At 66.7% G+C, this 24,923-nt stretch carries 28 protein-coding genes and 1 other RNA gene; 17 read left to right on the top strand and 12 right to left on the bottom strand.

Annotated features, from left to right (window positions below; genetic code table 11):
* Nucleotides 1–33: 33 nt before the first annotated feature.
* The 3 genes from C265_RS25765 to C265_RS25755 are packed head-to-tail and all read left to right on the top strand — an operon-like array spanning nt 34 to nt 2,186.
* Nucleotides 34–762, top strand: a complete 729-nt coding sequence (locus C265_RS25765) for an amino acid ABC transporter permease (RefSeq protein WP_010813916.1) — start codon at nt 34–36, stop codon at nt 760–762.
* Nucleotides 763–771: 9 nt separating this feature from the next.
* Entirely contained in the window at nt 772–1,455 is a 684-nt protein-coding gene (gene gltK / locus C265_RS25760; protein ID WP_010813915.1) for a glutamate/aspartate ABC transporter permease GltK, read from the top strand.
* Nucleotides 1,452–2,186: an amino acid ABC transporter ATP-binding protein gene (locus C265_RS25755; protein ID WP_010813914.1), complete on the top strand. Its 735-nt coding sequence runs from the start codon at nt 1,452–1,454 to the stop codon at nt 2,184–2,186. The genes gltK and C265_RS25755 overlap by 4 nt, the downstream gene beginning before the upstream one ends.
* 61 nt (nt 2,187–2,247) lie before the next feature.
* Here C265_RS25755 and C265_RS25750 read toward each other — a convergent pair whose 3' ends face one another.
* A complete protein-coding gene (locus tag C265_RS25750) occupies nt 2,248–3,078 on the bottom strand; it encodes a class II glutamine amidotransferase (protein WP_010813913.1) in 831 nt (276 codons plus the stop codon).
* Between the two features lie 138 nt (nt 3,079–3,216).
* Here C265_RS25750 and C265_RS25745 point away from each other — a divergent pair, with 138 nt between their 5' ends.
* The 5 genes from C265_RS25745 (at nt 3,217) to rnpB (ending at nt 7,896) form a co-directional block, all read left to right on the top strand.
* Nucleotides 3,217–4,290: a tartrate dehydrogenase gene (locus C265_RS25745; protein WP_010813912.1), complete on the top strand. Its 1,074-nt coding sequence runs from the start codon at nt 3,217–3,219 to the stop codon at nt 4,288–4,290.
* Nucleotides 4,287–5,594: a glycerate kinase gene (locus C265_RS25740; RefSeq protein WP_010813911.1), complete on the top strand. Its 1,308-nt coding sequence runs from the start codon at nt 4,287–4,289 to the stop codon at nt 5,592–5,594. Before C265_RS25745 ends, C265_RS25740 begins: the two co-directional genes overlap by 4 nt.
* A 44-nt stretch (nt 5,595–5,638) precedes the next feature.
* Nucleotides 5,639–6,673 (top strand): dihydroorotase, encoded by a 1,035-nt coding sequence (gene pyrC / locus C265_RS25735; RefSeq protein WP_010813910.1) that lies wholly within the window; start codon nt 5,639–5,641, stop codon nt 6,671–6,673.
* A gap of 20 nt (nt 6,674–6,693) precedes the next feature.
* Nucleotides 6,694–7,521 carry a DUF3025 domain-containing protein gene (locus C265_RS25730; protein ID WP_010813909.1) on the top strand — a complete coding sequence of 276 codons (828 nt, stop codon included), beginning with the start codon at nt 6,694–6,696 and terminating at the stop codon, nt 7,519–7,521.
* A 34-nt stretch (nt 7,522–7,555) separates the two neighbouring features.
* Nucleotides 7,556–7,896: RNase P RNA component class A (rnpB, locus tag C265_RS31090), an RNA gene on the top strand.
* A 54-nt stretch (nt 7,897–7,950) separates the two neighbouring features.
* Here rnpB and C265_RS25725 read toward each other — a convergent pair.
* Nucleotides 7,951–8,373 carry an OsmC family protein gene (locus tag C265_RS25725; protein ID WP_010813908.1) on the bottom strand — a complete coding sequence of 141 codons (423 nt, stop codon included), beginning with the start codon at nt 8,371–8,373 and terminating at the stop codon, nt 7,951–7,953.
* A 722-nt stretch (nt 8,374–9,095) separates the two neighbouring features.
* Between C265_RS25725 and rplM the strand changes: the two genes are divergently transcribed.
* The 4 genes from rplM (at nt 9,096) to erpA (ending at nt 11,143) form a co-directional block, all read left to right on the top strand.
* Nucleotides 9,096–9,524, top strand: a complete 429-nt coding sequence (gene rplM, locus C265_RS25720; RefSeq protein WP_010813907.1) for a 50S ribosomal protein L13 — start codon at nt 9,096–9,098, stop codon at nt 9,522–9,524.
* A gap of 12 nt (nt 9,525–9,536) precedes the next feature.
* On the top strand, nt 9,537–9,929 hold the full coding sequence (gene rpsI / locus C265_RS25715; protein ID WP_010813906.1) for a 30S ribosomal protein S9: 393 nt from the start codon (nt 9,537–9,539) through the stop codon (nt 9,927–9,929).
* A 255-nt stretch (nt 9,930–10,184) separates the two neighbouring features.
* Complete coding sequence (locus C265_RS25710; protein ID WP_010813905.1) at nt 10,185–10,673, top strand: polymer-forming cytoskeletal protein; 489 nt, start codon at nt 10,185–10,187, stop codon at nt 10,671–10,673.
* 101 nt (nt 10,674–10,774) lie between these two features.
* Nucleotides 10,775–11,143 (top strand): iron-sulfur cluster insertion protein ErpA, encoded by a 369-nt coding sequence (erpA, locus tag C265_RS25705; RefSeq protein WP_010813904.1) that lies wholly within the window; start codon nt 10,775–10,777, stop codon nt 11,141–11,143.
* 59 nt (nt 11,144–11,202) lie between these two features.
* Here erpA and C265_RS25700 read toward each other — a convergent pair whose 3' ends face one another.
* On the bottom strand, nt 11,203–12,000 hold the full coding sequence (locus C265_RS25700; protein ID WP_010813903.1) for a phytanoyl-CoA dioxygenase family protein: 798 nt from the start codon (nt 11,998–12,000) through the stop codon (nt 11,203–11,205).
* A 90-nt stretch (nt 12,001–12,090) separates the two neighbouring features.
* On the opposite strand from C265_RS25700, the gene C265_RS25695 reads away from it, so the two are divergent.
* Complete coding sequence (locus tag C265_RS25695) at nt 12,091–12,996, top strand: LysR family transcriptional regulator (protein WP_010813902.1); 906 nt, start codon at nt 12,091–12,093, stop codon at nt 12,994–12,996.
* Here C265_RS25695 and C265_RS25690 read toward each other — a convergent pair.
* Nucleotides 12,993–14,123 carry an anhydro-N-acetylmuramic acid kinase gene (locus C265_RS25690; protein WP_010813901.1) on the bottom strand — a complete coding sequence of 377 codons (1,131 nt, stop codon included), beginning with the start codon at nt 14,121–14,123 and terminating at the stop codon, nt 12,993–12,995. The two genes, C265_RS25695 and C265_RS25690, sit on opposite strands and share 4 nt — an antisense overlap.
* Before the next feature lie 11 nt (nt 14,124–14,134).
* Nucleotides 14,135–15,526, bottom strand: a complete 1,392-nt coding sequence (locus C265_RS25685; protein WP_010813900.1) for a M23 family metallopeptidase — start codon at nt 15,524–15,526, stop codon at nt 14,135–14,137.
* A gap of 245 nt (nt 15,527–15,771) precedes the next feature.
* Here C265_RS25685 and tyrS point away from each other — a divergent pair, with 245 nt between their 5' ends.
* The 4 genes from tyrS to C265_RS25665 all read left to right on the top strand — a co-directional run bounded on the left by tyrS (nt 15,772) and on the right by C265_RS25665 (nt 18,923).
* Nucleotides 15,772–17,013: a tyrosine--tRNA ligase gene (gene tyrS, locus C265_RS25680; protein ID WP_010813899.1), complete on the top strand. Its 1,242-nt coding sequence runs from the start codon at nt 15,772–15,774 to the stop codon at nt 17,011–17,013.
* A gap of 10 nt (nt 17,014–17,023) precedes the next feature.
* The gene (gene dtd / locus C265_RS25675; protein WP_010813898.1) at nt 17,024–17,485 is read left to right on the top strand and encodes a D-aminoacyl-tRNA deacylase; all 462 of its coding nucleotides are present in this window, start codon (nt 17,024–17,026) and stop codon (nt 17,483–17,485) included.
* A gap of 51 nt (nt 17,486–17,536) precedes the next feature.
* Nucleotides 17,537–18,184: a YbhB/YbcL family Raf kinase inhibitor-like protein gene (locus C265_RS25670; RefSeq protein ID WP_010813897.1), complete on the top strand. Its 648-nt coding sequence runs from the start codon at nt 17,537–17,539 to the stop codon at nt 18,182–18,184.
* Between the two features lie 64 nt (nt 18,185–18,248).
* Nucleotides 18,249–18,923, top strand: a complete 675-nt coding sequence (locus C265_RS25665; protein WP_010813896.1) for a histidine phosphatase family protein — start codon at nt 18,249–18,251, stop codon at nt 18,921–18,923.
* 2 nt (nt 18,924–18,925) lie between these two features.
* Here the strand turns inward: C265_RS25665 and C265_RS25660 are convergent, their stop codons facing one another.
* The 7 genes from C265_RS25660 to ruvC all read right to left on the bottom strand — a co-directional run bounded on the left by C265_RS25660 (nt 18,926) and on the right by ruvC (nt 24,878).
* Nucleotides 18,926–19,651, bottom strand: coding sequence for a queuosine precursor transporter (locus tag C265_RS25660; protein ID WP_010813895.1), 726 nt, complete (start codon nt 19,649–19,651; stop codon nt 18,926–18,928).
* Between the two features lie 166 nt (nt 19,652–19,817).
* Complete coding sequence (locus tag C265_RS25655; RefSeq protein WP_010813894.1) at nt 19,818–20,402, bottom strand: YSC84-related protein; 585 nt, start codon at nt 20,400–20,402, stop codon at nt 19,818–19,820.
* Between the two features lie 44 nt (nt 20,403–20,446).
* Nucleotides 20,447–21,040, bottom strand: a complete 594-nt coding sequence (locus tag C265_RS25650; protein ID WP_010813893.1) for a hypothetical protein — start codon at nt 21,038–21,040, stop codon at nt 20,447–20,449.
* Nucleotides 21,041–21,242: 202 nt separating this feature from the next.
* On the bottom strand, nt 21,243–22,301 hold the full coding sequence (gene ruvB, locus C265_RS25645; RefSeq protein ID WP_010813892.1) for a Holliday junction branch migration DNA helicase RuvB: 1,059 nt from the start codon (nt 22,299–22,301) through the stop codon (nt 21,243–21,245).
* 58 nt (nt 22,302–22,359) lie between these two features.
* A complete protein-coding gene (gene ruvA / locus C265_RS25640; protein ID WP_010813891.1) occupies nt 22,360–22,941 on the bottom strand; it encodes a Holliday junction branch migration protein RuvA in 582 nt (193 codons plus the stop codon).
* Between the two features lie 78 nt (nt 22,942–23,019).
* Nucleotides 23,020–24,252: a glycerophosphodiester phosphodiesterase gene (locus tag C265_RS25635; protein WP_081645162.1), complete on the bottom strand. Its 1,233-nt coding sequence runs from the start codon at nt 24,250–24,252 to the stop codon at nt 23,020–23,022.
* An 80-nt stretch (nt 24,253–24,332) separates the two neighbouring features.
* Nucleotides 24,333–24,878 (bottom strand): crossover junction endodeoxyribonuclease RuvC, encoded by a 546-nt coding sequence (gene ruvC, locus C265_RS25630; RefSeq protein WP_010813889.1) that lies wholly within the window; start codon nt 24,876–24,878, stop codon nt 24,333–24,335.
* Nucleotides 24,879–24,923: the final 45 nt, after the last annotated feature.

The raw sequence follows: 24,923 nt of genomic DNA, 5'->3' as shown, positions 1-24,923 counted from the left end.
GCATGTCCTTCCGTTTCTTTTTGAGGACGCAACATGAACTACAACTGGCATTGGGCAGTTTTCCTCGAACAGGCCGCCCAGAACGAGACCTACCTGGACTGGATGATCTCGGGCCTGAAGGTAACGCTCGCCCTGGGACTCTCGTCCTGGGTCATCGCCCTGGTCATCGGTTCGGTGCTCGGCGTGCTGCGCACCGTGCCCAACAAGTGGCTGGCGGGCATCGCCGCCACCTATGTGGAAATCTTCCGCAACATCCCGCTGCTGGTGCAGCTGTTCATCTGGTATTTCGTCGCGCCCGAGCTGCTGCCCGGTGGCGAGGCGATCAAGCAGATGAACCCGTTCGCGCAGCAGTTCCTGGCCGCCATGCTGTGCCTGGGCACCTTCACCGCCGCGCGGGTCTGCGAGCAGGTGCGCTCGGGCATCAACTCGCTGGCGCGCGGGCAGAAGAATGCCGGCCTGGCGATGGGCTTCACGCTGCCGCAGACGTACCGCCACGTGCTGCTGCCGATGGCGTTCCGCGTGATCGTGCCGCCGCTGACTTCCGAATTCCTGAACATCTTCAAGAATTCGGCGGTGGCTTCGACCATCGGCCTGCTGGAACTGGCGGCGCAGGGCCGGCAACTGGTGGACTACACCGCGCGCCCGTATGAATCGTTCATCGCGGTCACGCTGATGTACGCGCTGATCAACGTGACGGTGATGCTGATCATGCGCTGGGTGGAAGCCCGCACGCGCGTGCCCGGCTTTATCGGCGGCAAGTAAGGGGGCGCCATGGCTTATTCCTTCGATTTCACTTCCATCACCCCTGCCACGCTCGAGGTCCTGGGCGAGGGCATGATGGTCTCGCTCAAGATCACCGTCACCGCGGTGGTGGTGGGCATCGTCTGGGGCACCATCCTGGCGATGATGCGGCTGTCGTCGTTCAGGCTGCTGAACTGGTTTGCGCAGGGGTACGTGACCATCTTCCGCTCCATCCCGCTGGTGATGGTGCTGTTGTGGTTCTTCCTGATCATTCCGCAGGTGCTGCAGAACCTGTTCAACCTGTCGCCGGCGACCGACCTGCGCATGACGTCCGCGCTGGTGGCCTTTGCGCTGTTCGAGGCCGCGTACTACTCGGAAATCATCCGCGCGGGCATCCAGAGCGTGTCGCGCGGGCAGATGTTCGCGGCGCAGGCGCTGGGCATGACCTATGGCCAGTCGATGCGGCTGGTGATCCTGCCGCAGGCGTTCCGCAACATGGTGCCGCTGCTGCTGACCCAGGGCATCATCCTGTTCCAGGATACGTCGCTGGTCTACGTCAGCGCGCTGGCCGACTTCTTCGGCCAGGCCTACGGCATCGGCGAACGTGACGGCCGCATCGTCGAGATGCTGCTGTTCGCCGGCGTGGTGTACTTCGTTATCTGCTTCTCCGCTTCGCTGCTGGTCAAGCGTTACCAGAAAAAGGTGGCTGTATGATCGAAATCAACAATGTCTCCAAGTGGTACGGCGCCTTCCAGGTGCTGACCGACTGCACCACCAAGGTCGCCAAGGGTGAAGTGGTGGTGGTATGCGGCCCGTCCGGGTCGGGCAAGTCCACGCTGATCAAGACCGTCAACGCGCTTGAGCCGTTCCAGAAGGGCGATATCCTGGTCGACGGCACCTCGGTGGGCAATCCCAAGACCAACCTGCCCAAGCTGCGCTCGCGCGTGGGCATGGTGTTCCAGAACTTCGAGCTGTTCCCGCACCTGTCGATCACCGAGAACCTGACCATCGCGCAGATGAAGGTGCTCGGCCGCTCCAAGGACGAGGCGATGGCCAAGGGCCTGAAGTACCTGGACCGCGTGGGCCTGAAGAGCCAGGCGGAGAAGTACCCCGGCCAGCTGTCGGGCGGCCAGCAGCAGCGCGTGGCGATCGCCCGTGCGCTGTCGATGGACCCGATCTGCATGCTGTTCGACGAGCCGACTTCGGCGCTGGACCCGGAGATGGTCAACGAAGTGCTGGACGTGATGGTGCAGCTGGCGCAGGAAGGCATGACCATGATGTGCGTGACCCACGAAATGGGCTTCGCGCGCAAGGTGGCCAACCGCGTGATCTTCATGGACCAGGGCAAGATCGTCGAGGACTGCGAGAAGGAGGAGTTCTTCGGCAATATCGAACACCGCTCCGAGCGCGCCAGGCAGTTCCTGTCGAAGATCCTGCATCATTGACCGGCCTGGCAGGGCAAGCAGAAAGGGACGCCTCGGCGTCCCTTTTTTCGTTCCCGATGGCTCAGGTGCAGGCCGTGTTGGCCGCGTTCTTCGCCTGCACTTCAGGCGGGATCGGCACCGTCAGCGTCATGGTCGGGTGCCCGTCCTCGAACATGATCAGCTCGCCCGGGGCGAAGCGGGTCCAGGTCTCGTTGTCGGTCAGCGGCTGGGTGGCGATCACCGCCACGCGGTCGTCCGGTGTGGTGACCTGGGCGAAGTCGATCGACAGGTCGGCGTCGATCAGGTGCGCGGTCGAGAACGGCCACTGCCGCACGATGTAGTACAGGTGCGTGGAGCAGTGCGCGAACTGGGCCTGGCCGTTGCACAGCAGGTAGTTGAACACGCCATGCAGCGTGATCTCGCGGGTGATGTCGGCCAGCGCATGGCACAGCTCGTTCAGCGGCGGCTGCGAACCCGGGAAGCGCTTGCGCAGGCCCTGCATCAGCGTGCAGAAGGCCAGTTCGCTGTCGGTATCGCCCACTGGCTGGTAGACGCCGGACAGGAACGGGGTGAAGCCCTTCAGGTCGCCGTTATGGGCAAAGATCCAGTGGCGACCCCACAGCTCGCGCATGAAGGGGTGGCAGTTCTCCAGCAGCACGGTGCCCTGCGTGGCCTTGCGGATATGCGAGATGACGTTCTTGGACTTGATCGGGTAGCGCTTGATCAGGTCTGCCACCGGCGAGGTGCCGGCTGACTGGTTGTCGATAAACAGGCGGCAGGCCTTGTCCTCGAAGAAGGCCACACCGAAGCCGTCGGCGTGATGGTCGGTCAGGCCACCACGCGCGGCAAAGCCGGTGAAGGAGAACGTCACGTCGGTCGGCGTGGCGCAGTTCATGCCTAGCAGCTGGCACATATCGGGGCACCGGTCGGCAGCGGGCTGCCGCTTTGCAATAGAATGCAGACATTATCCCGCGCACCCGGGCCGCTGCCAAGCAGCGTCGGCCGGCCGCGCGCGGCGACCGGCCATCCTGCACGTATCTCCCCAATAACCATGCGCCAATACAAGATCGCCGTGATTCCCGGAGACGGAATCGGCACGGAAGTCATGCCCGAGGGCATCCGCGTGATGGACGCCGCGGCGCGGCGCTTCGGCATCGACTTCCAGTGGGACCACTTCGACTTTTCCAGCTGCGACTACTACGCCCGCCACGGCAAGATGCTGCCGGACGACTGGTTCGACACGCTGGTCAAGTACGACGCCATCTACTTCGGCGCGGTGGGCTGGCCTGATGCCGTGCCTGACCACGTCTCGCTGTGGGGTTCGCTGCTGCAGTTCCGGCGCTCGTTCGACCAGTACGTGAACCTGCGCCCGGTGCGGCTGATGCCCGGCATCAGGAGCCCGCTGGCCGGCCGCCAGCCTGGCGATATCGACTTTTATGTGGTGCGCGAGAACACCGAGGGTGAATACTCCAGCATCGGCGGGCGCATGTTCCCGGGCACCGAGCGCGAGATCGTGGTGCAGGAAACCGTGATGAGCCGCACCGGCGTCGACCGCATCCTGAAGTTTGCCTTCGAGTTGGCACAGAAGCGGCCGAAGAAGCACCTGACGTCGGCGACCAAGTCCAATGGCATCTCGATCACCATGCCGTACTGGGACGAGCGCGTCGAGGCGATGGCGGCCAGCTACCCCGGCATCAAGGTCGACAAGTACCACATCGACATCCTGACCGCGCATTTCGTCCAGCATCCGGACTGGTTCGACGTTGTGGTGGCCAGCAACCTGTTCGGCGACATCCTGTCCGACCTGGGCCCGGCTTGCACCGGCACCATCGGCATCGCGCCGTCGGGCAATATCAACCCCGACCGCACCTTTCCCAGCCTGTTCGAGCCGGTGCACGGCTCGGCCCCGGATATTGCCGGGCGCGGCGTGGCCAACCCGATCGGCCAGATCTGGTGCGGCGCCATGATGCTGGAGCACCTGGGCCATGAAGCAGCCGGCGCCGCCGTACTGGGCGCGATCGAAAAGGTGCTGGCCGCGGGCCCCGAACACGCGCCGCTGACGCGCGACATCGGCGGCAAGGCCGGCACTGCCGACCTGGGCCTGGCTATCGCGGAGGCGCTGTGAGCGCGGCGGTCGCGGGCGATCCCCGCGCCTTGCTGCTGGACAGCTTCCACGCGGCGGTGGCGGCGGCCGATCCGCTGCAGATCGTGGCGCAGCACCTGCCACCCCCGCACGCGGGCGGCCGCACGCTGGTGGTGGGCGCGGGCAAGGCCGCGGCGTCGATGGCCGCGGCGGTCGAGCGTGCCTACGCTGGCAAGGCCACGCTGGAGGGGCTGGTGGTCACGCGCTACGCCCACGGGCTGCCGACCGACCATATCCGCGTGATCGAGGCCGGCCATCCGGTGCCCGACGAGGCCGGCGAGCAGGCCGCCGCCGATATCCTGGCCAGCGTGCAGTCGCTGACGCCGCAGGACCGGCTGCTGGTGCTGGTGTCAGGCGGCGGCTCCAGCCTGCTGTCGCTGCCGGCCGAAGGCATCCCGATGGCTGACCTGAAGGCCGCCACTCGGGAACTGCTGCGCTGTGGCGCGCCGATCACCGAGATGAATATCGTGCGCAAGCATGTCTCGCGCATCCAGGGCGGGCGGCTGGCGCAGGCAAGCCGTGCGCCGGTGACCACGCTGATCGTCTCGGACGTGGCCGGCGACGATCCCAGTGCGATCGCCTCGGGCCCGACCGTGGCCGACCCGAGCACCTTTGCCGATGCGCTGGAGATCCTGCGCCGCTGGGGCGCGCAGGTGCCGGCCAGCGTGCAGGCACACCTGGAGTGCGGCGCCCGCGGCGACGTGCCGGAGACGCCCAAGCCGGGCGATGCACTGTTCGCCCGGGTCGACCACCGCATGATCGCCACTGCACATGGCAGCCTGCAGGCGGCCGCGGCGCTGTTCCGCGAACGCGGCATCACCCCGGTGGTGCTGGGCGATACCGTGACCGGCGAAGCGCGCGAAGTGGCCCGCGTCTACGCCGCGCTGGTGCGCGAGATTCGCGCGTACAATGCGCCGTTTGCCGCGCCCGTGGCGCTGATTTCCGGAGGTGAGTGCACGGTCACTTTGCCTGCCGGCGGTGGCGCCACGAAGGCACGGGGCGGGCGTTGCTCCGAATTCCTGCTGTCGCTGGCGGTCGAGCTTGACGGCATGCCCGGCGTGCATGCGATCGCAGCCGACACCGACGGCATCGACGGTTCGGAAGACAATGCCGGTGCGCTGGCCGATCCGACCACGCTGGCGCGCGCCGCGGCCGCCGGCCTGCCGGGACTGCGCCAGCTGGACGCGCACGACGCCTGGGGCCTGTTCGATGCCATCGGCGACCTGGTAGTCACCGGCCCGACGCGCACCAATGTGAACGACTACCGCGCCATCCTGATTCTCTGATTTCGACGAACGCCAGCCGCCGCCGCGGCAGGCCCAAGCTAGCCATGACCCAGAAGCTCACCATCACCCGCCCGGACGACTGGCACCTGCACCTGCGCGACGGCGCGGCCCTGGCCGCCGTGCTGCCCGACACCGCGCGCCAGTTCGCACGCGCCATCATCATGCCCAACCTGAAGCCGCCCGTGACCACGGTGGCGCAGGCGCAGGCCTACCGTGCCCGCATCCTGGCGGCGCTGCCGGCCGGCCTGCAGTTCGAGCCGCTGATGACGCTGTACCTGACCGACAACACCACGGCCGAAGAGATCGCCGCGGCCAAGGCCAGCGGCTTTGTGCACGGCGTCAAGCTGTACCCGGCCGGCGCCACCACCAACAGCGACGCCGGCGTGACCGATATCCGCCGCTGCTACCCGGCGCTGGAAGCGATGCAGCGCGCGGGCCTGCCGCTGCTGGTGCATGGCGAGGTGACCGACCCCAGCATCGACATCTTCGATCGCGAAGCCGTCTTTATCGACCGCGTGATGACGCCGCTGCGCCGCGACATGCCCGAGCTGAAGGTGGTGTTCGAGCACATCACCACCAAGGATGCGGCCGAATACGTGCGCGACGCCAGCGGCCCGGTCGGCGCCACCATCACCGCGCACCACCTGCTCTACAACCGCAACGCCATCTTCACCGGCGGCATCCGCCCGCACTACTACTGCCTGCCGGTGCTCAAGCGCGAGACCCATCGCGAGGCCCTGGTGGCGGCCGCGGTCTCGGGCAGCCCGCGCTTTTTCCTGGGCACCGACAGCGCGCCGCACGCGCGCGGGCTGAAGGAGCACGCCTGCGGCTGCGCCGGCTGCTATACCGCGCTGCATGCGATGGAGCTGTATGCCGAGGCCTTCGACGCCGCCGGCGCGCTGGGCAAGCTGGAAGCCTTTGCCAGCTTCAACGGCCCGGCCTTCTACGGCCTGCCGCGCAACACCGGCACGCTGACGCTGGAGCGCGAGGACTGGGAACTGCCGGCCGAGCTGCCCTATGGCGACACCACGCTGGTGCCGCTGCGCGGCGGCGAGACGCTGCGCTGGAAGGCCCGCTAAACCCTGCTGCGGCCTTGCCCATGCAGGCGCAAGCGGGCGACGAGCCCTTCGTCGCCGCGCTGGCCGGGATCGACTGGTCCCGGCCGTGGTTCCAGCTGTTTGCTGCGCAGGGTGCCGCGCTCGCTGCGGCGGTGCAGGGCGGCGCCGATCTGCGCGCGCTGCTAAGTGCGCATGCAGCCCAACTCCGCCTGTGCAATGCCCGCGGCCTGCCGCTGCGTTTCATTGCCCAGCATGCCTTGCCGGAAGGCAGCGCCTATGAGGCGCATATCCATGCCACCGGCGAGATCCCGACCCGCGACAATCTCCACGATTTCTTCAACGCGCTGACCTGGCTGCATTTCCCGCAAGCCAAGCGCGTGCTCAACCAGATCCAGGCCGAGGTCATTGCGCGCGAAGGCGTGCAGACCACGCGCGGCAGCGTGCGCGATGCGGCGACCCTGTTCGACGAAAATGCGGTGCTGTTTGTCAGCACCGACCAGGACCTGGCGGATGCGCTCAAGGGGTTTGCGTGGCAGCGGCTGCTGGTCGAATCCAGGCCGGCGTGGGGCAGGGCCTGCACGGTGGTGCCGTTCGGCCATGCGCTACTCGAAAAACTGGTGCAGCCGTACAAGTCGGTCACTGCCCATGCATGGGTGCTGCCGCTGGCGCCGCAGCAGGCGGCAGGCCCGTGGCTGGACGTCATGCTGGCGCAATCCCTTGCCGCTGCGGCCCAGGCTGGCGCGCTGCGCGGCGGGCGCAGTTTTGCGCCGCTGCCGGTGATGGGCATTCCGGGCTGGTGCGACGATAACGCCGAACCTGGCTTCTACGCCGATACCTCTGTGTTCCGCCCAGGACGGCGCGCCGACTGAAGGCGCCGCCAATCGGTGTTAGACTGCGGGCCGCAAAGCAGGCCAGGCAACCGCTGCCTGCACCGCAAGGTGCAGGGGGAGGAAAGTCCGGACTCCACAGGGCAGGGTGTTGGCTAACAGCCATCCACGGCAACGTGCGGAATAGGGCCACAGAGACGAGTCTTGCCGCCGGGTTCGCCCGGCGGGAAGGGTGAAACGCGGTAACCTCCACCTGGAGCAATCCCAAATAGGCAGGCGATGAAGCGGCCCGCTGAGTCTGCGGGTAGGGAGCTGGAGCCGGCTGGTAACAGCCGGCCTAGAGGAATGGTTGTCACGCACCGTTTGCCGCAAGGCGGGCGGGGCGCACAGAATCCGGCTTATCGGCCTGCTTTGCTTCTTCTTCCGGCATGACCCGGCGCCACCACGGCGTACCGGGTCTGCATCTTCCTTTCAGGCTTCGACGATTTCCATCGTGTGCGTGATCTCGGCCGTCTTGGCCAGCATGATCGACGCCGAGCAGTACTTTTCGTGCGACAGCTTGATGGCACGCTCGACCGTGGCGGGGTTGAGATTCTTGCCGGTCACCACAAAATGGAAGTTGATGCGGGTGAAGACTTTGGGGTCCTCGCCGGCGCGCTCGGCCTGCAGCTGCACGCTGCAGCCGGAAACGTCCTGGCGGCCGCGCTTGAGGATCAGCACCACGTCATAGGCGGTGCAGCCGCCGGTGCCGAGCAGCACCATCTCCATCGGCCGCGGTGCCAGGTTATGGCCGCCGCCGTCGGGCGCACCGTCCATCGCCACGATATGGCCGCTGCCGGTCTGGGCCACGAAGCTCATGCCGTCGGCACCCATCCATGTCACTTTGCATTCCATTTTGTTCGTTCCTGTCGTTTATATTGTGTGCTTCCGATCACAGGCGCATGATCTCGAATCTTGCAATTCTCAGTATATGGCATCGCCCGGCTTGGGTTGCTGACGCCCAAATCCCTATGAAATCTGAGGGTTTCCTCTAGTATGACAGCTCAATGACATACCTTGATTTTTCGTAAGTCATTGATTTTTAATCGAAATGCCCTGTCTGGTGCGTCACGTTTTTCTTTCCGCAATACGAAATTGCATTTCGCAGTACAAATTTTGCTTGCACTGGGGAAAACCCCATGTATAATTTGAATCATTGAACGACGGCACTGACAGCGCGCCAGAGTGCGAAAGCGAAGCCCCAGGGCAAGCCGCACCGCCCGCCAGTCCCTCCGTCGATCTCCCAGTGTCTCCTCCACCCTCCTCCTTTGGTGGATTCAAACCCAAGCTCAACCGCTTGGGTTTTTTTTCGCCCCTGCGTTCTGGCGCGCTAAGCACTGAAAAGCGCGCGACGCTGCCCTGGTTTGGGCCCGCGATGGCGGCGACCTTGACGAAAAGGTCAGTCTTTGCTTGTGTGGTTCCGGTAGCCGCCAGTATAATGGAAGGCTTTCCGTCATACCCGCGGAAGAAAGAGCAGGATCAGGCCAGCCCTCACGGGCCAGCCACAAGACTTGCAGGGGCGAGTACAAGCCTTCGCGAGTCGGATTTCGGGTACGAACTAATAGTCAGGAAAAATCATGAAGACCTTTTCCGCCAAGCCTCATGAGGTAAAGCGCGACTGGTACGTGATTGACGCGACGGACAAAGTCCTCGGCCGTGTCGCCAGCGAAGTGGCACGCCGTCTGCGCGGCAAGCACAAGCCGGAATTCACTCCGCACGTCGACACGGGTGATTACATCATCATCGTCAATGCAGCCAAGCTGCGTGTCACGGGTACCAAGGAAACGGACAAGAAGTACTATCGCCATTCGGGCTACCCGGGCGGTATCTACGAAACGACGTTCGGCAAGATGCAGCAGCGTTTCCCGGGCCGTGCCCTGGAAAAGGCTGTCAAGGGCATGCTGCCGAAGGGTCCGCTGGGCTACGCGATGATCAAGAAGCTGAAGGTTTACGCCGAAGCCGAGCATCCGCATGAAGCGCAGCAGCCCAAGGCGCTGGAAATCTAAGGAGGCCAATCCATGATCGGTAACTGGAATTACGGTACTGGCCGCCGCAAGAGCGCTGTGGCTCGTGTCTTCATCAAGTCGGGCAAGGGCGATATCATCGTCAACGGCAAGCCCATCAAAGAGTATTTCGCTCGCGAAACCTCGCTGATGATCGTGCGCCAGCCCCTGGAACTGACCGCTCACGCTGAAACGTTCGACATCAAGGTCAACGTGACCGGCGGTGGCGAAACCGGCCAGGCCGGCGCAGTGCGCCACGGCATCACCCGCGCCCTGATCGACTACGATGCGACCCTGAAGTCGGCCCTGTCGAAGGCTGGCTACGTCACGCGCGATGCACGTGAAGTCGAGCGTAAGAAGGTCGGCTTCCACAAGGCGCGTCGTCGCAAGCAGTTCTCGAAGCGCTGATGCGTTTTCGCAGGTCCGGTACTGCCGGATCTTGCGAGACCAAAGAAACCGCACGCTGGCCGTGCGGTTTTTTTTCGCCTGCAGGGTACGGAAATACTCTGGCCTGCCGAAAAAGCGATTGGGCAGCCATACTTTTGTGGGGTATGGGCTGCGCGCGGCTACAATCACGCCCTGTCGCCATCGGCAAGTGCTGCTTGCCGGCGCGAATGCGCCACGGCCGGAGGGTTCGGCACGAACGAGAGAGGAGTGAGAGTGATGCTGTTTTCGAAAAAGAAGGGTCTTTCGATCGATACTCTGATCGGCGAACACACCGCCGTCGACGGCGACCTGGTATTTGCGGGCGGCCTGCGCCTGGACGGCCGCGTGCGCGGCAACGTCACCGCGGCGCCGGGCAAGCCGAGCATGCTGGTGGTCAGCGAAAAAGGCATGGTCGAGGGCGAGATCAGCGTCGGCCACCTGGTGCTCAACGGCACCGTCAAGGGCCCGGTGCAGGCCACCGACCTGCTCGAACTGCAGCCGCATGCCCGCGTGCTGGGCGACGTGCGCTATGCGGCGCTGGAAATGCACCAGGGCGCGCTGGTCGAAGGCCGCCTGATGCCGCTGGTGCAAGGCGAGATCAAGGCGCTGCCGAACCTGGTCGAGGCGGCGCCGGCGGTCGAAGTGACGGAAGCGGCGGACGAGGCTGCTGTCACGGACCGCGCAACGCCCGCTGCCGACACCCAACCCACTGAAAAGGCCGCCTGAGCGGCACCCGCCATGCCGGGAACCCCTTGAAAACACAGGGTTTCGGCACGATCTTTCAGTAGCGCTTAGAATACAGGCGTATCTAAACAGGAGAACCCCCCATGAACGCAGTCGCAGAGGCACCCGTTACCGAGGACGTGCCGGCACCGTTCGTCTTTACCGACAGCGCCGCCGACAAGGTCAAGCAGTTGATCGAGGAAGAGGGCAATGCCGAACTGAAACTGCGCGTGTTCGTGCAGGGCGGCGGCTGCTCCGGCTTCCAGTATGGCTTCACCTTCGATGAGGAAGTCAACGAAGACGACACCACCATGGTCAAGAACGGCGTCACCCTGCTGATCGACTCGATGAGCTACCAGTACCTGGTCGGCGCCGAGATCGACTACAAGGAAGACATCAACGGGGCGCAGTTCGTGATCAAGAACCCGAATGCCTCGACCACCTGCGGTTGCGGCTCGTCGTTCTCGGTCTGACCGGCACCGGCCCAGAAAAAAACGCACCTTCGGGTGCGTTTTTTCTTTTCCGCGATGGCTTACCGCGCGGCGCGCCAGACCACGGGAAACCAGTCTTCGCGCATGCGCTCGCCGGTCTGCTGATCGATGCCGGGAAAGGGCGGTGAGGTGCGCCCGGGCCGCTGCATGAAGCGCACGTCGTCGCCCAGGAAGCGCGCCGAGAACGCTCGCCGGCGCCCGCTGCCGGTATTGCCGGCAGCGCCATGCACGGTACGGAAGTCGAACACCACGGCATCGCCTGGCTCCAGTTCCGGTGCGAGCAGGGTGTAGCTGCCGTCTTCCACGTCCGGCATCTCCATGAAGGCGTCGTTACCTCCATAGAAGTTCTCGCTGCTGGCCCAGCGCTTGGGCCGCACCAGCCGCGCCCAGCGGTGCGAGCCGGCCACCACGCGCAGGGTATTGGCCTGCGTCACCGGGTCCAGCGGGATCCAGTAGCTCGCGGTCTGGGTGCCGTCGACACAGTAGTAGGGCAGGTCCTGGTGCCACGGCGTGGGCTTGGCCGTGCCGGGCTCCTTGACCAGGATGTGTTCGTGGAACACCTGCACCGCCTGCGACTGCATGATGCGCCCGGCAATGGCAGCCGCCGGCGACTGGCGGATAAAGTCATCGAACGGCGTAATGCGCTGCCAGTTGCAGTAGTCCTCGAAGAAGCGCCCGCTTTCGCCGGGCCGTACGTTCTCGATGGCGAAGGGGCCCGGCTCGGCCAGGTTCTGCGCAAAGCCGTCGCGCAGCCGTTCGACCCAGTCGGTGAAAGCGCCGCGCAGCACCAGCACGCCGTCGCGCTGGTAGGTGTCGATGTGTTCCTGGGTGATGTTCATGGCGATATTGTGTGGGGGCGATGTGCCCAGTATCGCCATGCATTGGGGATAGGAAAAGCATATATTTCCTATGTTGCGATATAGGAAATCATGATCCCCTTCTCTTTCCGCCAGCTCGAATACTTTGTCGCCGCAGCCGAGCACGGCAGCATCAGCGCGGCGGCTCGCGCGCGCCATGTGTCGCAGCCGTCTGTCTCCACCGCGATCGCGCAGCTGGAAGACACTCTGGGCGAGCCTCTCTTCAGGCGCCAGGTCAGCCGTGGGTTGTCGCTGACGCCCGCCGGTCAGCGCCTGCTGGGGCGGGCACGAGACATCCTTGCGCTGGCGGCCGGCCTCACCGTGGACGACGCCACCGGCCGGGGGTTGACCGGCCAGCTCTCGCTGACCTGCTTCCAGGACCTCGGGCCGTACTTTGTGCCACGTCTGCTGGCGGGGCTGCGCCGGCACCATCCGGGCATCTCGGTGACCTTGTTCGAGGCCGACCTGGCGACCGTCCACCGCACGCTGCAGGCGGGCAAGGCCGAACTGGCGCTGACCTATGAACTGGGGCTCGATTCCCGCACCGAGCGCCGCACGCTGGCGGAACTGGCACCCTATGCGCTGCTGCCCGCCGGCCATCCGCTGGCAAGCGGCACCGATGTGAGCCTGGCCGACCTGGCCGGCGAACGGCTGATCCTCGAGGACATCCCGCAGACGCGCGAGTACTTCCTGTCGCTGTTCTGGGCGCATGGCCTGCACCCGGTGCTGCACCAGTACACGCAGACCTTCGAGATGCAGCGCGGACTGGTGGCGCACGGCTATGGCGTGGCGCTGTCGTGCACGCGCCCGGCCGGCGACCACAGCTACGACGGCGTGCCGATCGCCTGCCTGCCGCTGCGCGAGCCGGTGACGCCGCAGCGCGTGGTGCTGGCGCGCTCGCCGGCCATGCGGGCCTCGCCGCTGGCACAAGCGTTCATGGATTGGGTGGAGGCGGGCGGCGCGATGCGCCTGCCTTAGCGCGGATAGATCGCGCCCAGCACGCGCGGCCCGGCGGCGCCGGTCACGGTGGGCACGTTGCCGGGCAGGCGCAGCAGGCACTGGCGTGCCAGCCAGGCAAAGGCGATGGCTTCGACCTGCGACACCGGCACGCCGTAGTCATCCGAGGTCTCGATGGCCACGCCGGGCAATGCCTGCGTCAGTCGTGCCATCACGAACGCATTGCGGGCGCCGCCGCCGCAGACGATCAGGCGGCGCGCATCAGGCGCATGGGTGCGCATGTCGCGCGCGATGGCCTCGGCAGTCAGCGCGGCCAGTGTCGCCTGCACATCGGCAGGCGCGAGGTGTTGGAACGAGGCGAGACGGGCTTCGAGCCAGCCCGGATGGAACAGGTCGCGCCCGGTGCTCTTGGGCGGTGCTGCGCTGAAGTAGGGCTCGGCCAGGCACTGCGCCAGCAGCGCGGCGTCGACCCGCCCGCTGGCGGCCCAGTCGCCGTTGCTGTCGAAGGGAAGCCCGCGGTGGCGGCCGACCCAGTAGTCGAGCAGCGCATTGCCCGGGCCGCAGTCAAAGCCGCTGACGGCGCCGCCCGCCGCGGGCAGGATGCTGATATTGGAGATGCCGCCGATATTGCAGGCAACGCGGGTTTCGGCGTCGCTGCCGAACAGCGCATGGTGCAGCGCCGGCACCAGCGGCGCGCCCTGGCCACCGGCGGCGAGGTCGCGGCTGCGGAAGTCCGCCACCACGTCGATGCCGGCGAGCTCGGCCAGATGCGCCGGATGCTGGCTTTGGCGGGTGTAGCCGATGCCGTCGTACAGGCCCGGCCGGTGGCGGATAGTCTGGCCGTGGGCGCCGATGGCGGCCACCGCGGCCGCGTCGACCTGGGCCTCGCTCAGCAGTGCCGCCACGCAGTCGGCGTAGACCTGCGCCAGTGCATTGGCTGCCAGCGCCTCGCGATGGATCTCGTCCTCGCCCGGCTGCTGCAGGGCAGAGAATGCCGCGCGCAGCGTGTCGGGGAAAGGCTGGCTGGCGGCCGCCAGCACGGCGGGCCGCGCGCCGCTGAAATCCACCAGCACTGCGTCGGCACCGTCCATGCTGGTGCCGGACATGATGCCGATATAGCGTTCGCTGCCAGGCGCGGGCTGGGTCACGATGGGCGCGGTCAGTTGGAGGCGGTCAGCACGTTGTAGGTGCGCAGCGCATTGATGCGGCTGAGCAGCCCGCTGGTGTAGGTCAGGAATTCCTGGCGCGACTTGCCGGTCAGCGTTGGCGATTCCATCAGCGTGATGGTCAGCGGGTTCTGCGGCACGTCGTTGAAGCGGAACTCATAGTGCAGGTGCGGGCCGGTGGCCCAGCCGGTCGAGCCGACATAGCCGATCAGCTGGCCCTGGCGCACCGGCTGGCCCTGGCGCATGCCGGCAAAGCCGGACAGGTGCGCGTAGTAGGTCGAGTAGCCGTTGGCGTGGTTCAGGATGACGATATTGCCGTAGCCGTTCTGCTGGCCCACGAACTCGACCACGCCGTCGCCGGTGGCCAGCACCTTGGTGCCGGTCGGGGCGGCGAAGTCCACGCCCTTGTGCTGCGCCCAGTCATGATGCAGCGGATGCTCGCGGCCGCCGAAGCCCGACGACACGCGCGAGAATTCCACCGGCGAACGCAGGAACGGCCGCTTCATGCTGCGCCCGTCGAAGGTGTAGTAGGCGCCGCCGTCCTTGCTGTCTTCGGGCGCGAACCACAGCGCCTGGTGCAGCTGGTTGCGGTTGATCAGCTCCAGTGCGACCACGCGGCCGTTGCGCACGAAGGTGCCGTCGCGGAAGCCCGCTTCGTAGATGATGCGGAAGCGGTCGCCGCTGGCGATGTCGTGGTGGAAGTCGATCACGCCGGAGAAGATCGACAGCATCTGCTGCACGACTTCGTCGGGCACGTTGGCCGCGTCCATGGCCTTGAAGAAACCGCCCGCGGAAATCGCGCCCGAGGCCATCTCATAGTGCACGTCATTGTCGACGCGCTGCACCTTGGCCTTGTAGGCGGCGGCGGTGTTGTCGCTGGCCGCGCGCACGCGTTCGATCACCAGCTCGCGCGAGGCGGCTGCGTCGCCGCCCAGGTTGGCCTGCAGCGACACCAGCGTGTTGCTTTCGTCGATCTCCGCCTGCACCGCCTGGCCGGGGTTCAGGTTGAACAGGCCGCGCGCGGTCGGGTTCTTGACGATGAACGCCTGCGCGTCGGCATCGTCCACGCCCAGCCGCTTGAGCAGGCTGGCGATGGTGTCGCCGCGCTGCATGCGTTCTTCGCGCACGTAGACGGCCTGGCTGTCGGTAAGCTGTTCAAGTTGCTCGCGCACGTCGGGCATGCGCAGCGCCTGCTGCGTGCGCGGTGCGAGCGGATCGTCAAAGGCGCTGCGCGGCGCAACGCCCATCGCCGCGGCCATGCCGAGCGTGAAGATTGCGCCCACCGAGGCCGTCAGTTGTTTGCGCCGCCGCGCGTGCTGGGGGTTGGTCGGATCGACAAGAACCACCAGCTCACGCGCGAAAACTTCGCGGAGTCTGGACCACATCACGTAAAATTCAACCTTGGTCTGAGCACCGCTGCCGGGGACGATGTGTCTCGTCTGCCTTCCTCCCCCGAGGTGCGGCGCGGGCTCTTCACTGTTATTTGGCCGCCTGCATTGCTGCATAAAGTGGCGGGTGGCGCACTGGAAAGGCTTCCGTAGGCGCCGGGAATCGCGGATTATACCAAAATCCGGCTCTGGCGGCTGTCAGGAAATTTCCTAAAATTTCAAGTATTTCAAAGACTTACGTCATGACTGAAGTTGCCACGGGCCCTACGGCCAAATACCCCCTGACGCCGTCGGTGATGCAGGCCCTGGAAGTCTCCAAGCGAGGCTGCGACGAACTGCTGATCGAATCCGAATGGGCGCAGAAGCTGGCGCGCAGCGAGGCCACCGGCGTGCCGCTGCGCATCAAGCTGGGCCTGGATCCGACCGCGCCCGACATCCATATCGGCCATACCGTGGTGCTGAACAAGCTGCGCCAGCTGCAGGACCTCGGCCACCAGGTGATCTTCCTGATCGGCGACTTCACCTCGACCATCGGCGATCCGTCGGGCCGCAACAGCACGCGCCCGCCGCTCACGCGCGAGCAGATCGAGGCCAACGCCCAGACCTACTACCGCCAGGCCAGCCTGGTGCTGGACCCGGCCCGCACCGAGATCCGCTACAACAGCGAGTGGTGCGATCCGCTGGGCGCGCGCGGCATGATCCAACTGGCGGCCAAGTACACCGTGGCGCGCATGATGGAGCGCGACGACTTCACCAAGCGCTTCCGCTCCGGGATTCCGATCTCCGTGCATGAGTTCCTGTACCCGCTGATGCAGGGCTATGACTCGGTCGCGCTCAAGTCAGACCTGGAGCTCGGCGGCACCGACCAGAAGTTCAACCTGCTGGTCGGGCGCGAGCTGCAGAAGGAATACGGCCAGGAGCCGCAGTGCATCCTGACCATGCCGCTGCTGGTGGGCCTGGACGGCGTCGAGAAGATGTCCAAGTCCAAGGGCAACTACGTCGGCGTGACCGAGGCGCCCAACGAGATGTTCGGCAAGCTGATGAGCATCTCGGACGACCTGATGTGGCAGTACTACACGCTGCTGTCGTTCCGCCCGCTGGCCGAGATCGAGCTGATGAAGCAGGAAATCGCGCTGGGCCGCAATCCGCGCGACTGCAAGGTGCTGCTGGCGCAGGAAATCGTGGCGCGCTTCCACAGCCAGGCCGATGCCGAGAAGGCGCTGGAAGACTTCAACCACCGCGCCCGCGGCGGCGTGCCGGACGATATCCCGGCAGTGAGCCTGACTGGCGCGCCGCTGGGCATCGCGCAGCTGCTCAAGCAGGCCAACCTGGTGCCGTCCACCTCGGAAGCCAACCGCAATATCGAGCAGGGCGGCGTCAAGATCGATGGCGCCACGGTCAGCGACAAGGCCACCAGGGTGGCAGCGGGCACCTATGTCGTGCAGGTGGGCAAGCGCCGTTTCGCGCGCGTGACGCTGGCCTGAGGCGGCCGGGATGATCGCGCTGATCCAGCGGGTGGCCCAGGCCCGCGTCACGGTCGAAGGCCGCACCACCGGTGAAATCGGCGCCGGCCTGCTGGCGCTGGTCTGCGCCGAGCGCGGCGACACCGAGGCGCAGGCCGAGCGGCTGCTGGCCAAGATGCTGTCGTACCGGGTGTTTTCCGATGCTGCCGGCAAGATGAACCTGCCGGTTCAGAACATGGACGGCAACGGCAACGCCGGCGGGCTGCTGGTGGTTTCGCAGTTCACGCTGGCGGCCGATACCAACAGCGGCACGCGGCCGAGTTTCACGCCCGCTGCCTCGCCCGAGGACGGCCGGCGCCTGTACGAGCATTTCGTGGCGCAGGCGCGCGCCGCCCATCCGCAGGTGCAGACAGGCGAGTTCGGCGCGATGATGCAGGTCAGCCTGGTCAACGACGGCCCGGTCACCTTCTGGCTGCGGGTGCCGCCGGCCTGAACAGATTCCAAGCTGCCGCGCCCCGGCGCGGCACCAAGACAGGAGAGACAAATGAAACTCTGGAGCAAGTCCTTCAACGACAACGCGCCGATTCCCGGCGAGTTCGCCTTCTGCGTGCCCGACGCCGCCGCCCACGTGGCCCTGTCGAATAACCGCAATCCCGACCTGCGCTGGGAAGACGCCCCGGCCGAGACGCGCTCGTTCGTGCTGATCTGCCACGACCGCGACGTGCCCAGCAAGGGCGACGACGTCAACCAGGAAGGCCGCGAAGTGCCGGCCGCGCTGCCGCGCGTTGACTTCTTCCACTGGGTGCTGGTCGACATCCCGCCGGGCCTGACCTCGATCGCGGCGGGCTCGCACAGCGACGGCGTGATCGCGCGCGGCAAGCCGGGCCCCGAAGCCACCGGCGGCACCGCCACCGCGGGCGGCCTGCGCCACGGCATCAACGACTACACCGGCTGGTTCGCCGGCGATGCCGACATGAAGGGCGACTACTACGGCTATGACGGCCCGTGCCCCCCGTGGAACGACACGCTGCTGCACCACTACGTGTTCACGCTGTATGCGCTGGACATCGACCGGCTGCCGCTCGATGGCACCTTCACCGGCGCGCAGGTGCGCGAGGCGATCCAGGGCCATGTGCTGGCGCAGGCCAGCCTCACCGGCACTTATACGCTGAACCCCAATCTGGCGAAATAACGTCTGGCCGGCGCCGCGCCAGCCGCGCGGCGCCGGCCTCAAAGGAAATCCCGAAGGAAACGGCATGTCGCAAAGCCCCGGGCCGCATTCGCTGGCCTATACCCACCTGATCGTGATCCGCCACGGCGAAACGGCCTGGAACCGGGAGCGCCGGCTGCAGGGCCAGCTCGACATTCCCCTGAACGAGACGGGCCGCGCCCAGGCGCGCGCGCTGGCCACGGCGCTGGCGGGCGAGCCGATCGATGCGGTCTATGCCAGCGACCTGTCGCGTGCGATGGAAACCGCTGCGCCGCTGGCCGAGGTGCTCGGGCTGCAGGTGCGCCCCGATGCGCGCCTGCGCGAGCGCAGCTACGGCACGCTGCAGGGTAAGACCTACGCCGAAGTAGCCGAGCACCTGCCCGAGGATTTCGCCCGCTGGCAGGCGCGCGTGCCGGACTACGCGCCGCCTGAAGGCGAATCGCTGCTGGGCTTCCATGAGCGCGCGGTCGAGGTGGTGCTGGCGCTGTCGCGCCGGCACCCCGGCGAGCGCATCGCGCTGGTGGCGCACGGTGGCGTGCTTGACTGCCTGTACCGCGAGGCCACCGGCATGACGCTGGAAGCACCGCGCCAGCATGAACTGCTCAATGCCAGCGTCAACCGGCTACGCAGCGACAGCAGCCACCTGACGCTGGCGCAGTGGGGCGATGTCAGCCACCTTGAAAACCTGGCGCTGGACGAGGTGGACCGGCGCGTGCCTTAGCGCTACACGCGGACGCGGAACGGGGTGAAGTCGGTATTGCGGTCGAAATAATCCTCGTTCTCGGCCCGCTTCAGGAACCCGACTACCTTGTACGTCACCGGTGTCATCACCACTTCCCAGCCGGTCTTCAGCACGTACTGCGCCACTGCCACCTGGATCACCTTCTCCAGCGGCCAGATGCCGTAGAACGCGATCACGTAGAACAGCGACGAGTCGACCAGCTCCCCGGCCAGCGTAGAGCCGATCGTGCGCGTCCACAGCCACCTCCCCGAGGTCCACAGCTTCATCTTGGCCAGCACGTAGCTGTTGGTGAAGCTGCCGCAGCAGAAGGCGATCAGCGAGCCGAGCGCAATCCGCCAGGTGTTGCCGAACACGTCCTGCAGGCTTTTCTGGTAGTCCGCCATGAAGGGCGCCACCGGCATGTTCAGCACCACCAGGCTCATGAAGGTGGCGAAAGCCAGCGCGGCAAAGCCGGCCCAGACCACGCGCCGGTCGCGGCCGTAGCCGTAGACCTCGGTCAACACGTCGCCGAAGATGTAGGAGATCGGGAAGAACAGCACGCCGGCGCCGAAGGTCACCGTGCCGATCACGGGCAGCGTCACCTGTGCCGCCTTGGCCGCGCCGATCAGGTTCGAGCACAGCAGCACGGTGACAAAGGCCACCATGACGAAGTCATAGTAACGGTAGACGCGGCCAGCGGGGCCTGCGCTGGCGGGGATGGCGGACATGGGGGCTCCCGGTCGGACGCGCTGGCGCGCGGTGTTTTGGGCGCGATTATGCCAGCGGACCCCGGATTCTGCCGCGGCATGCGCAAGCGTTGCTGCGGCCGCCTGAAATGAAAATTCCCGGCCGAAGCCGGGAATTTCAGGTGGAGCGGCGCAGCCGGTGGCCGGGTCAGATATCCAGCTTGCTGATCTTGGAGCCGTTTACCGAGACGTCGAACATCAGGCCGGCATTGGTCTGCACGAAGGCAATCACCGGCTGCTGGCTGGTCAGGGTGTCGAGCCTGCCGTCCGCGCCGACCTTGGCCACCGCCACGTTGGCATCGGCGCCGGCGGTCCAGCCCTTGCTGGCAACAAACTTGTTGTAGGCCTCCGGGGTCATGAACATGATGATGACGGCCTTGGACTGCCCGCCGGCGGTCAGCCCGACCGAGGCCTGCGTCGTGCTGTAGTAGCCGACCGTCGCGCCCTTCGATCGCAGCGCACCCTCGCCGTACTCGCCGCCTACCACCAGGCCGGCCGAGATGACACGCGGGAACACCAGGACTCCTTGCGCACGCTGCGCCAGGTCGCGTGCGCCGGGGTTGGCGGAGAACAGCCGGTTCAGCGCTCCGTCCACCCCTGCATCGATTTCCTGCTTCTTGGCGACCGGGTCCTTCGAGGCGCTGGTGCCGGTGGTGGTGCAGCCTGCCGCCATTGCGGTGGCAACGAGCAGGCCCGATCCGGCAACCCGGGTAACAAAGTGGCGACGATTCATAGGTAACCTCCTGATGGGAAAAGTACCGCGTCTGGCTCAGTGGCTCAGTTGGCTGCGGCTGCCGCGGGTGCCTTGACCGTAATGGCCACGACTTCACGGTAGACGATCTTGGCCATCTGGCCCTGCTTGATGCCGTTCAGGTCGATGGCCGGATCCTGCACTTTCACGGTGCGCAGCGTCTCGCGCGGACCGCGGAAGGTGATCAGGCGCTTGGCCGGGTCGACCTTGGTGATCTGTGCGGTCACTGTGGTGGTGATCTCGCGCATGATGCCGGGCTTGCCGCCCTCGGCGGCGCGCGTGGTGCGGTCGACCGATTCGGCCAGTGCGGTGGCCTTGCTGTCGACCGGCTCAAGCGCGGCGACCAGCGCGGCGCCACGCGCCACGGTGAGGATGTCGCCCTTGCGGATCTGGCCAAAGTTGCGGGCCTCGTCGCCAGCCACCAGTTCGACCACGTTGCCGCGCGGGCCCTGGACCAGCACGGCCTTGGATTCGGGATCGATATCGACGATCTTGCCGCTGATGACCGCCTCTTCGGCCACGCCGACCGGCGCCGGCGGGCGCTGGGCGTTGGCACTGCCGGCGGCGAACGCGGTGGCGGCGAGGGCTGCGGCGAGCAGGCTGGACGAATGGCGAATCATTGGCTTTCCTTGACGTATTTGTGAAGGTGCCGTGCCTGGCGGGGCGCGGCCATCGCAGCACCGGGCCGGTGCCGATAAAGCCATTGTGGACAATCGGCCACGGGCCAGCAATCCACTTCGAAAAAATTTGGAGCGCGAAATTAAAACGTTTAATTGGTGCTGCGCCGGGGCCCTGCCAAGGCGCTGTTGCTGCTTCGTGCTGTCAGGCGTCGCCGAACAGTTCGCTGGCGCCGCTGCCTTGCGGGTTGGCCAGGCCGAAATGCCGGTAGGCGGCAGCCGTGGCCACGCGCCCGCGCGGCGTGCGCTGCAGGTAGCCTTGCTGGATCAGGTAGGGCTCGAGCACGTCCTCGATGGTGTCGCGCTCCTCGCCGATGGCCGCGGCGAGGTTGTCCACGCCCACGGGGCCGCCGCCGAACTTGTGCAGCACGGCTTCCAGCAGCTTGCGGTCCATCAGGTCGAAGCCGACGCTGTCCACGTCCAGCATGGCCAGCGCCGCGTCGGCCATGGCGCGAGTGATGTTCCCGTCACCCTTGACCTCGGCGTAGTCGCGCACCCGGCGCAGCAGCCGGTTGGCGATACGGGGCGTGCCGCGCGCGCGCCGGGCGATCTCCAGCGCGCCCTGCGGGTCGATACGGGCATGCAGCAGCTGCGCCGAGCGCGTGACGATGCGGGCCAGCTCATCGGCGGTATAGAACTCCAGCCGCGCCACGATGCCGAAGCGGTCGCGCAGCGGGTTGGTCAGCATGCCGGCACGCGTGGTGGCGCCCACCAGCGTGAACGGCTGCAGGTCGAGCTTGACCGAGCGCGCCGCCGGGCCCTCGCCGATCATGATGTCGATCTGGTAGTCCTCGAGCGCCGGGTACAGGATCTCCTCGACGACCGGCGAGAGCCGGTGGATCTCGTCGATGAACAGCACGTCGTTGGCTTCCAGGTTGGTCAGCAGCGCGGCCAGGTCGCCCGGGCGCTCCAGCACGGGGCCCGAGGTCTGGCGCAGGTTGACGCCCATCTCGCGCGCGATGATGTGGGCCAGCGTGGTCTTGCCCAGGCCCGGCGGGCCGAACAGCAGCACGTGGTCCAGCGCCTCGCGCCGGTTGCGCGCGGCGTGCATGAAGATATCGAGCTGCCCGCGCACCTTTTCCTGGCCGACGTACTCGTCCAGCAGCTTGGGCCGCAGCGCGCGCTCGAACGCCTCCTCCTGCGACGAGGCGGGGGTGGCGGCAATTACGCGGGCGGGGGCGGCAAGCTTGTCAGTTTCGATCATGGTGGTCAGGGGCCCGGACAGCGGCAACAATCCGCCATTCTACGCGCCTATGCAGGTCTCAAGCCTTGGACAATGCCTTGAGCGCCAGCTTGATGCCGTCCGACACGCCGGTCCCCGCCGGCACCTGCTTGATCGCGGCGGCGGCTTCCTTTTCCGAGTAGCCCAGCGCCAGCAGCGCATTGAGCACGTCGACGGCGCTGTCCGGCACCGCCGGCGTGCCCGGCACGTGGCCCAGCTCCGCGCCCAGCTTGCCCTTGAGCTCCAGCAGCAGCCGCTCCGCGGTCTTCTTGCCGATGCCGGGAATGCGCGTGAGGCGGCCGGCTTCCTGCAGCGTGATGGCCTGCGCCAGCTCGGGCACCGACATGCCCGACAGCACCGCCAGCGCCATGCGCGCGCCGATGCCGGTGATCTTGATCAGCTCGCGGAAGGTGTTGCGCTCCGATGCGGTGCCGAAGCCGTACAGCAGGTGCGCGTCCTCGCGCACGATCAGCTGCGTCAGCAGTGTCACCGGCTGGCCCACCGCGGGCAGGTTGTAGAAGGTGCTCATCGGCACGTCCACCTCGTAGCCGACGCCGTGGCAGTCGACCAGCAGGTGCGGGGGATTCTTCTCGATAAGGGTGCCGGCGATGCGTCCGATCATGGTGCGGAGGAGGGAATGGAAGGTGGGGGTCAGGGACCAGGCGGCCGCAAGTGTAGCCCAGCGGCCGCCCTGCCGGGGTCAGCGCGCCGGCGTATCCACCGCGCGCCGGCCCAGCGCCGGGTCGTCGGTGAAGAAGCCATCGATGCCGGCCGCGATAAAGGCCTGCACTTCCCGCTCCATGCCGGACGGGCTGCGCGTGGCGTCGTCGCCGCCGGTCTGGAGCGCCTTGGGCAGGAAGCTGTTTTCCGGACGGAAGGTGTAGGGATGGACGAACAGCCCGGCAGCATGCGCCTGGCGCACCACCGGCGTCGGCGCAGCCAGCGCGCCCTGCGCATCGCGCGGCACCACGCTGCTCTTCTCGGGGCCGATGCCGTCGGCATAGGCTGCCACCTCGCGCAGGCCGGTTGCGCCCAGCATGTCGCCGAAGGTGCGGCCGTCGCCCGCCAGCTTCCAGTCGGCCGGGCCCTTGCGCGGGTTGCCGATGAGCTGCACCAGCTTCACGTTGGGCTGCCCGCTGCCAAGCGTGCGCCGCAGCGCGCGCAGGCTGCCGGTCTCGAAGCATTGGATAAACACGGGTGCGTTGCGCAGGTAGGGTTGTGCCCGCAGCGCGGCCACCAGCTTGTCCTCGAGCGGCAGCCCGATGCCGCGGAAGTAGCTCGGGTGCTTCAGCTCCGCGTAGATGCCGATGGGTTTGCCGGTGCGCAGCGCGGCCTGCTCGGCCAGGCGCACGATCTCGTCGAAGGTCGGCACCTCGAACTGGTCGTTCAGGCGCGCATTGTCCGGGCGCAGGCGCGGGATGCGCTCACGCGCGCGCAGCGTCTTGAGCTCCGCCAGCGTGAAGTCTTCGGTGAACCAGCCGCTCAGGCGCTCGCCGTCGATCACCTTGGTGCGCTTGCGCTCGGCGAACTGCGGCAGTTCGGCCACGTTGGTGGTGCCGGTGATGTCGTTCTCGTGGCGCGCTACCAGCACGCCGTCGCGTGTCATGACCAGGTCGGGCTCGATGGCGTCGGCGCCGTCCTCGATGGCTTTGGCGTAGGCGGAAAGTGTATGTTCGGGGCGCAGCGCGCTGGCGCCGCGATGGGCGATCACCAGCGGTTTGGGAGGCTGGGTGGCGGCGGCCGCAGGCGCAGCGCTCGCGGCGGGTGCCGGCACCGGAGCCGCGGACACGGGCTTAGGGCGCGGCGCGGTGGCGCAGCCCGCGACCAGCGCGGCCCAGGCCGCGGCGGCCGGAAACAGCCAACGCCGGAAGGCAAGAACAGGGAAGAGGCTGGGGCGCCGGCGCGGCGCGCTCAATCGGGACTGACTAGGCATGCAGCGTTCCTGTGGTGAGACCAAGGCCCGATTGTAAGAGATGGGGAAGCGGGCACAGCAAGCGCCAGCCGCTGGCGTGTTCAGCCGACCAGCCGCCCGCGCCGCACGCGCATGCCTTTGCGCACCAGGTCGGGCGCCAGGCCCGACAGCGTGCCCAGGGTATCGCTGCCGTTGGCATGGCAGATCGCCACGCCGAGCGCATCGGCCGCATCGCTGCCGGGCTGGCCGGGCAGCATCAGCAGCCGCGTCACCATTTCCTGCACCTGCGCCTTGTTGGCGCGGCCGTAGCCGACCACCGCCACCTTGAGCTGCAGCGCGGTGTACTCGAACACCGGCAAGCCGTAGCCCACCAGCCCGCAGATCGCCGCGCCGCGGGCCTGGCCGAGCAGCAGCGTGGACTGCGGGTTGACGTTGACGAAGACCTTCTCGATCGCCGCGCAGTCGGGTGCATAGGTGCGCGACACTTCGCTGATGCCGTCGTAGAGCGTCTTCAGCCGTTCCGGCAACGTTGAATTGCCGTCGCTCTTGATCGTGCCCGAGGCCACGTAGGCAAGCTTGTTGCCGTGCTTCTCGATCACGCCGAAGCCGGTGGTGCGCAGGCCGGGGTCGATGCCTAGGATTCGCATTGGGTGGGTAGGATGGATGCCGTCGCTAGTGTATTGCTTTTTGCA

This window comes from Cupriavidus sp. GA3-3, from assembly GCF_000389805.1.
GTDB classification, from domain to species: domain Bacteria; phylum Pseudomonadota; class Gammaproteobacteria; order Burkholderiales; family Burkholderiaceae; genus Cupriavidus; species Cupriavidus necator_D.
Note: the sequence above shows the minus strand (reverse complement) of the source record. Positions and strands in the feature narration are given on the sequence as shown.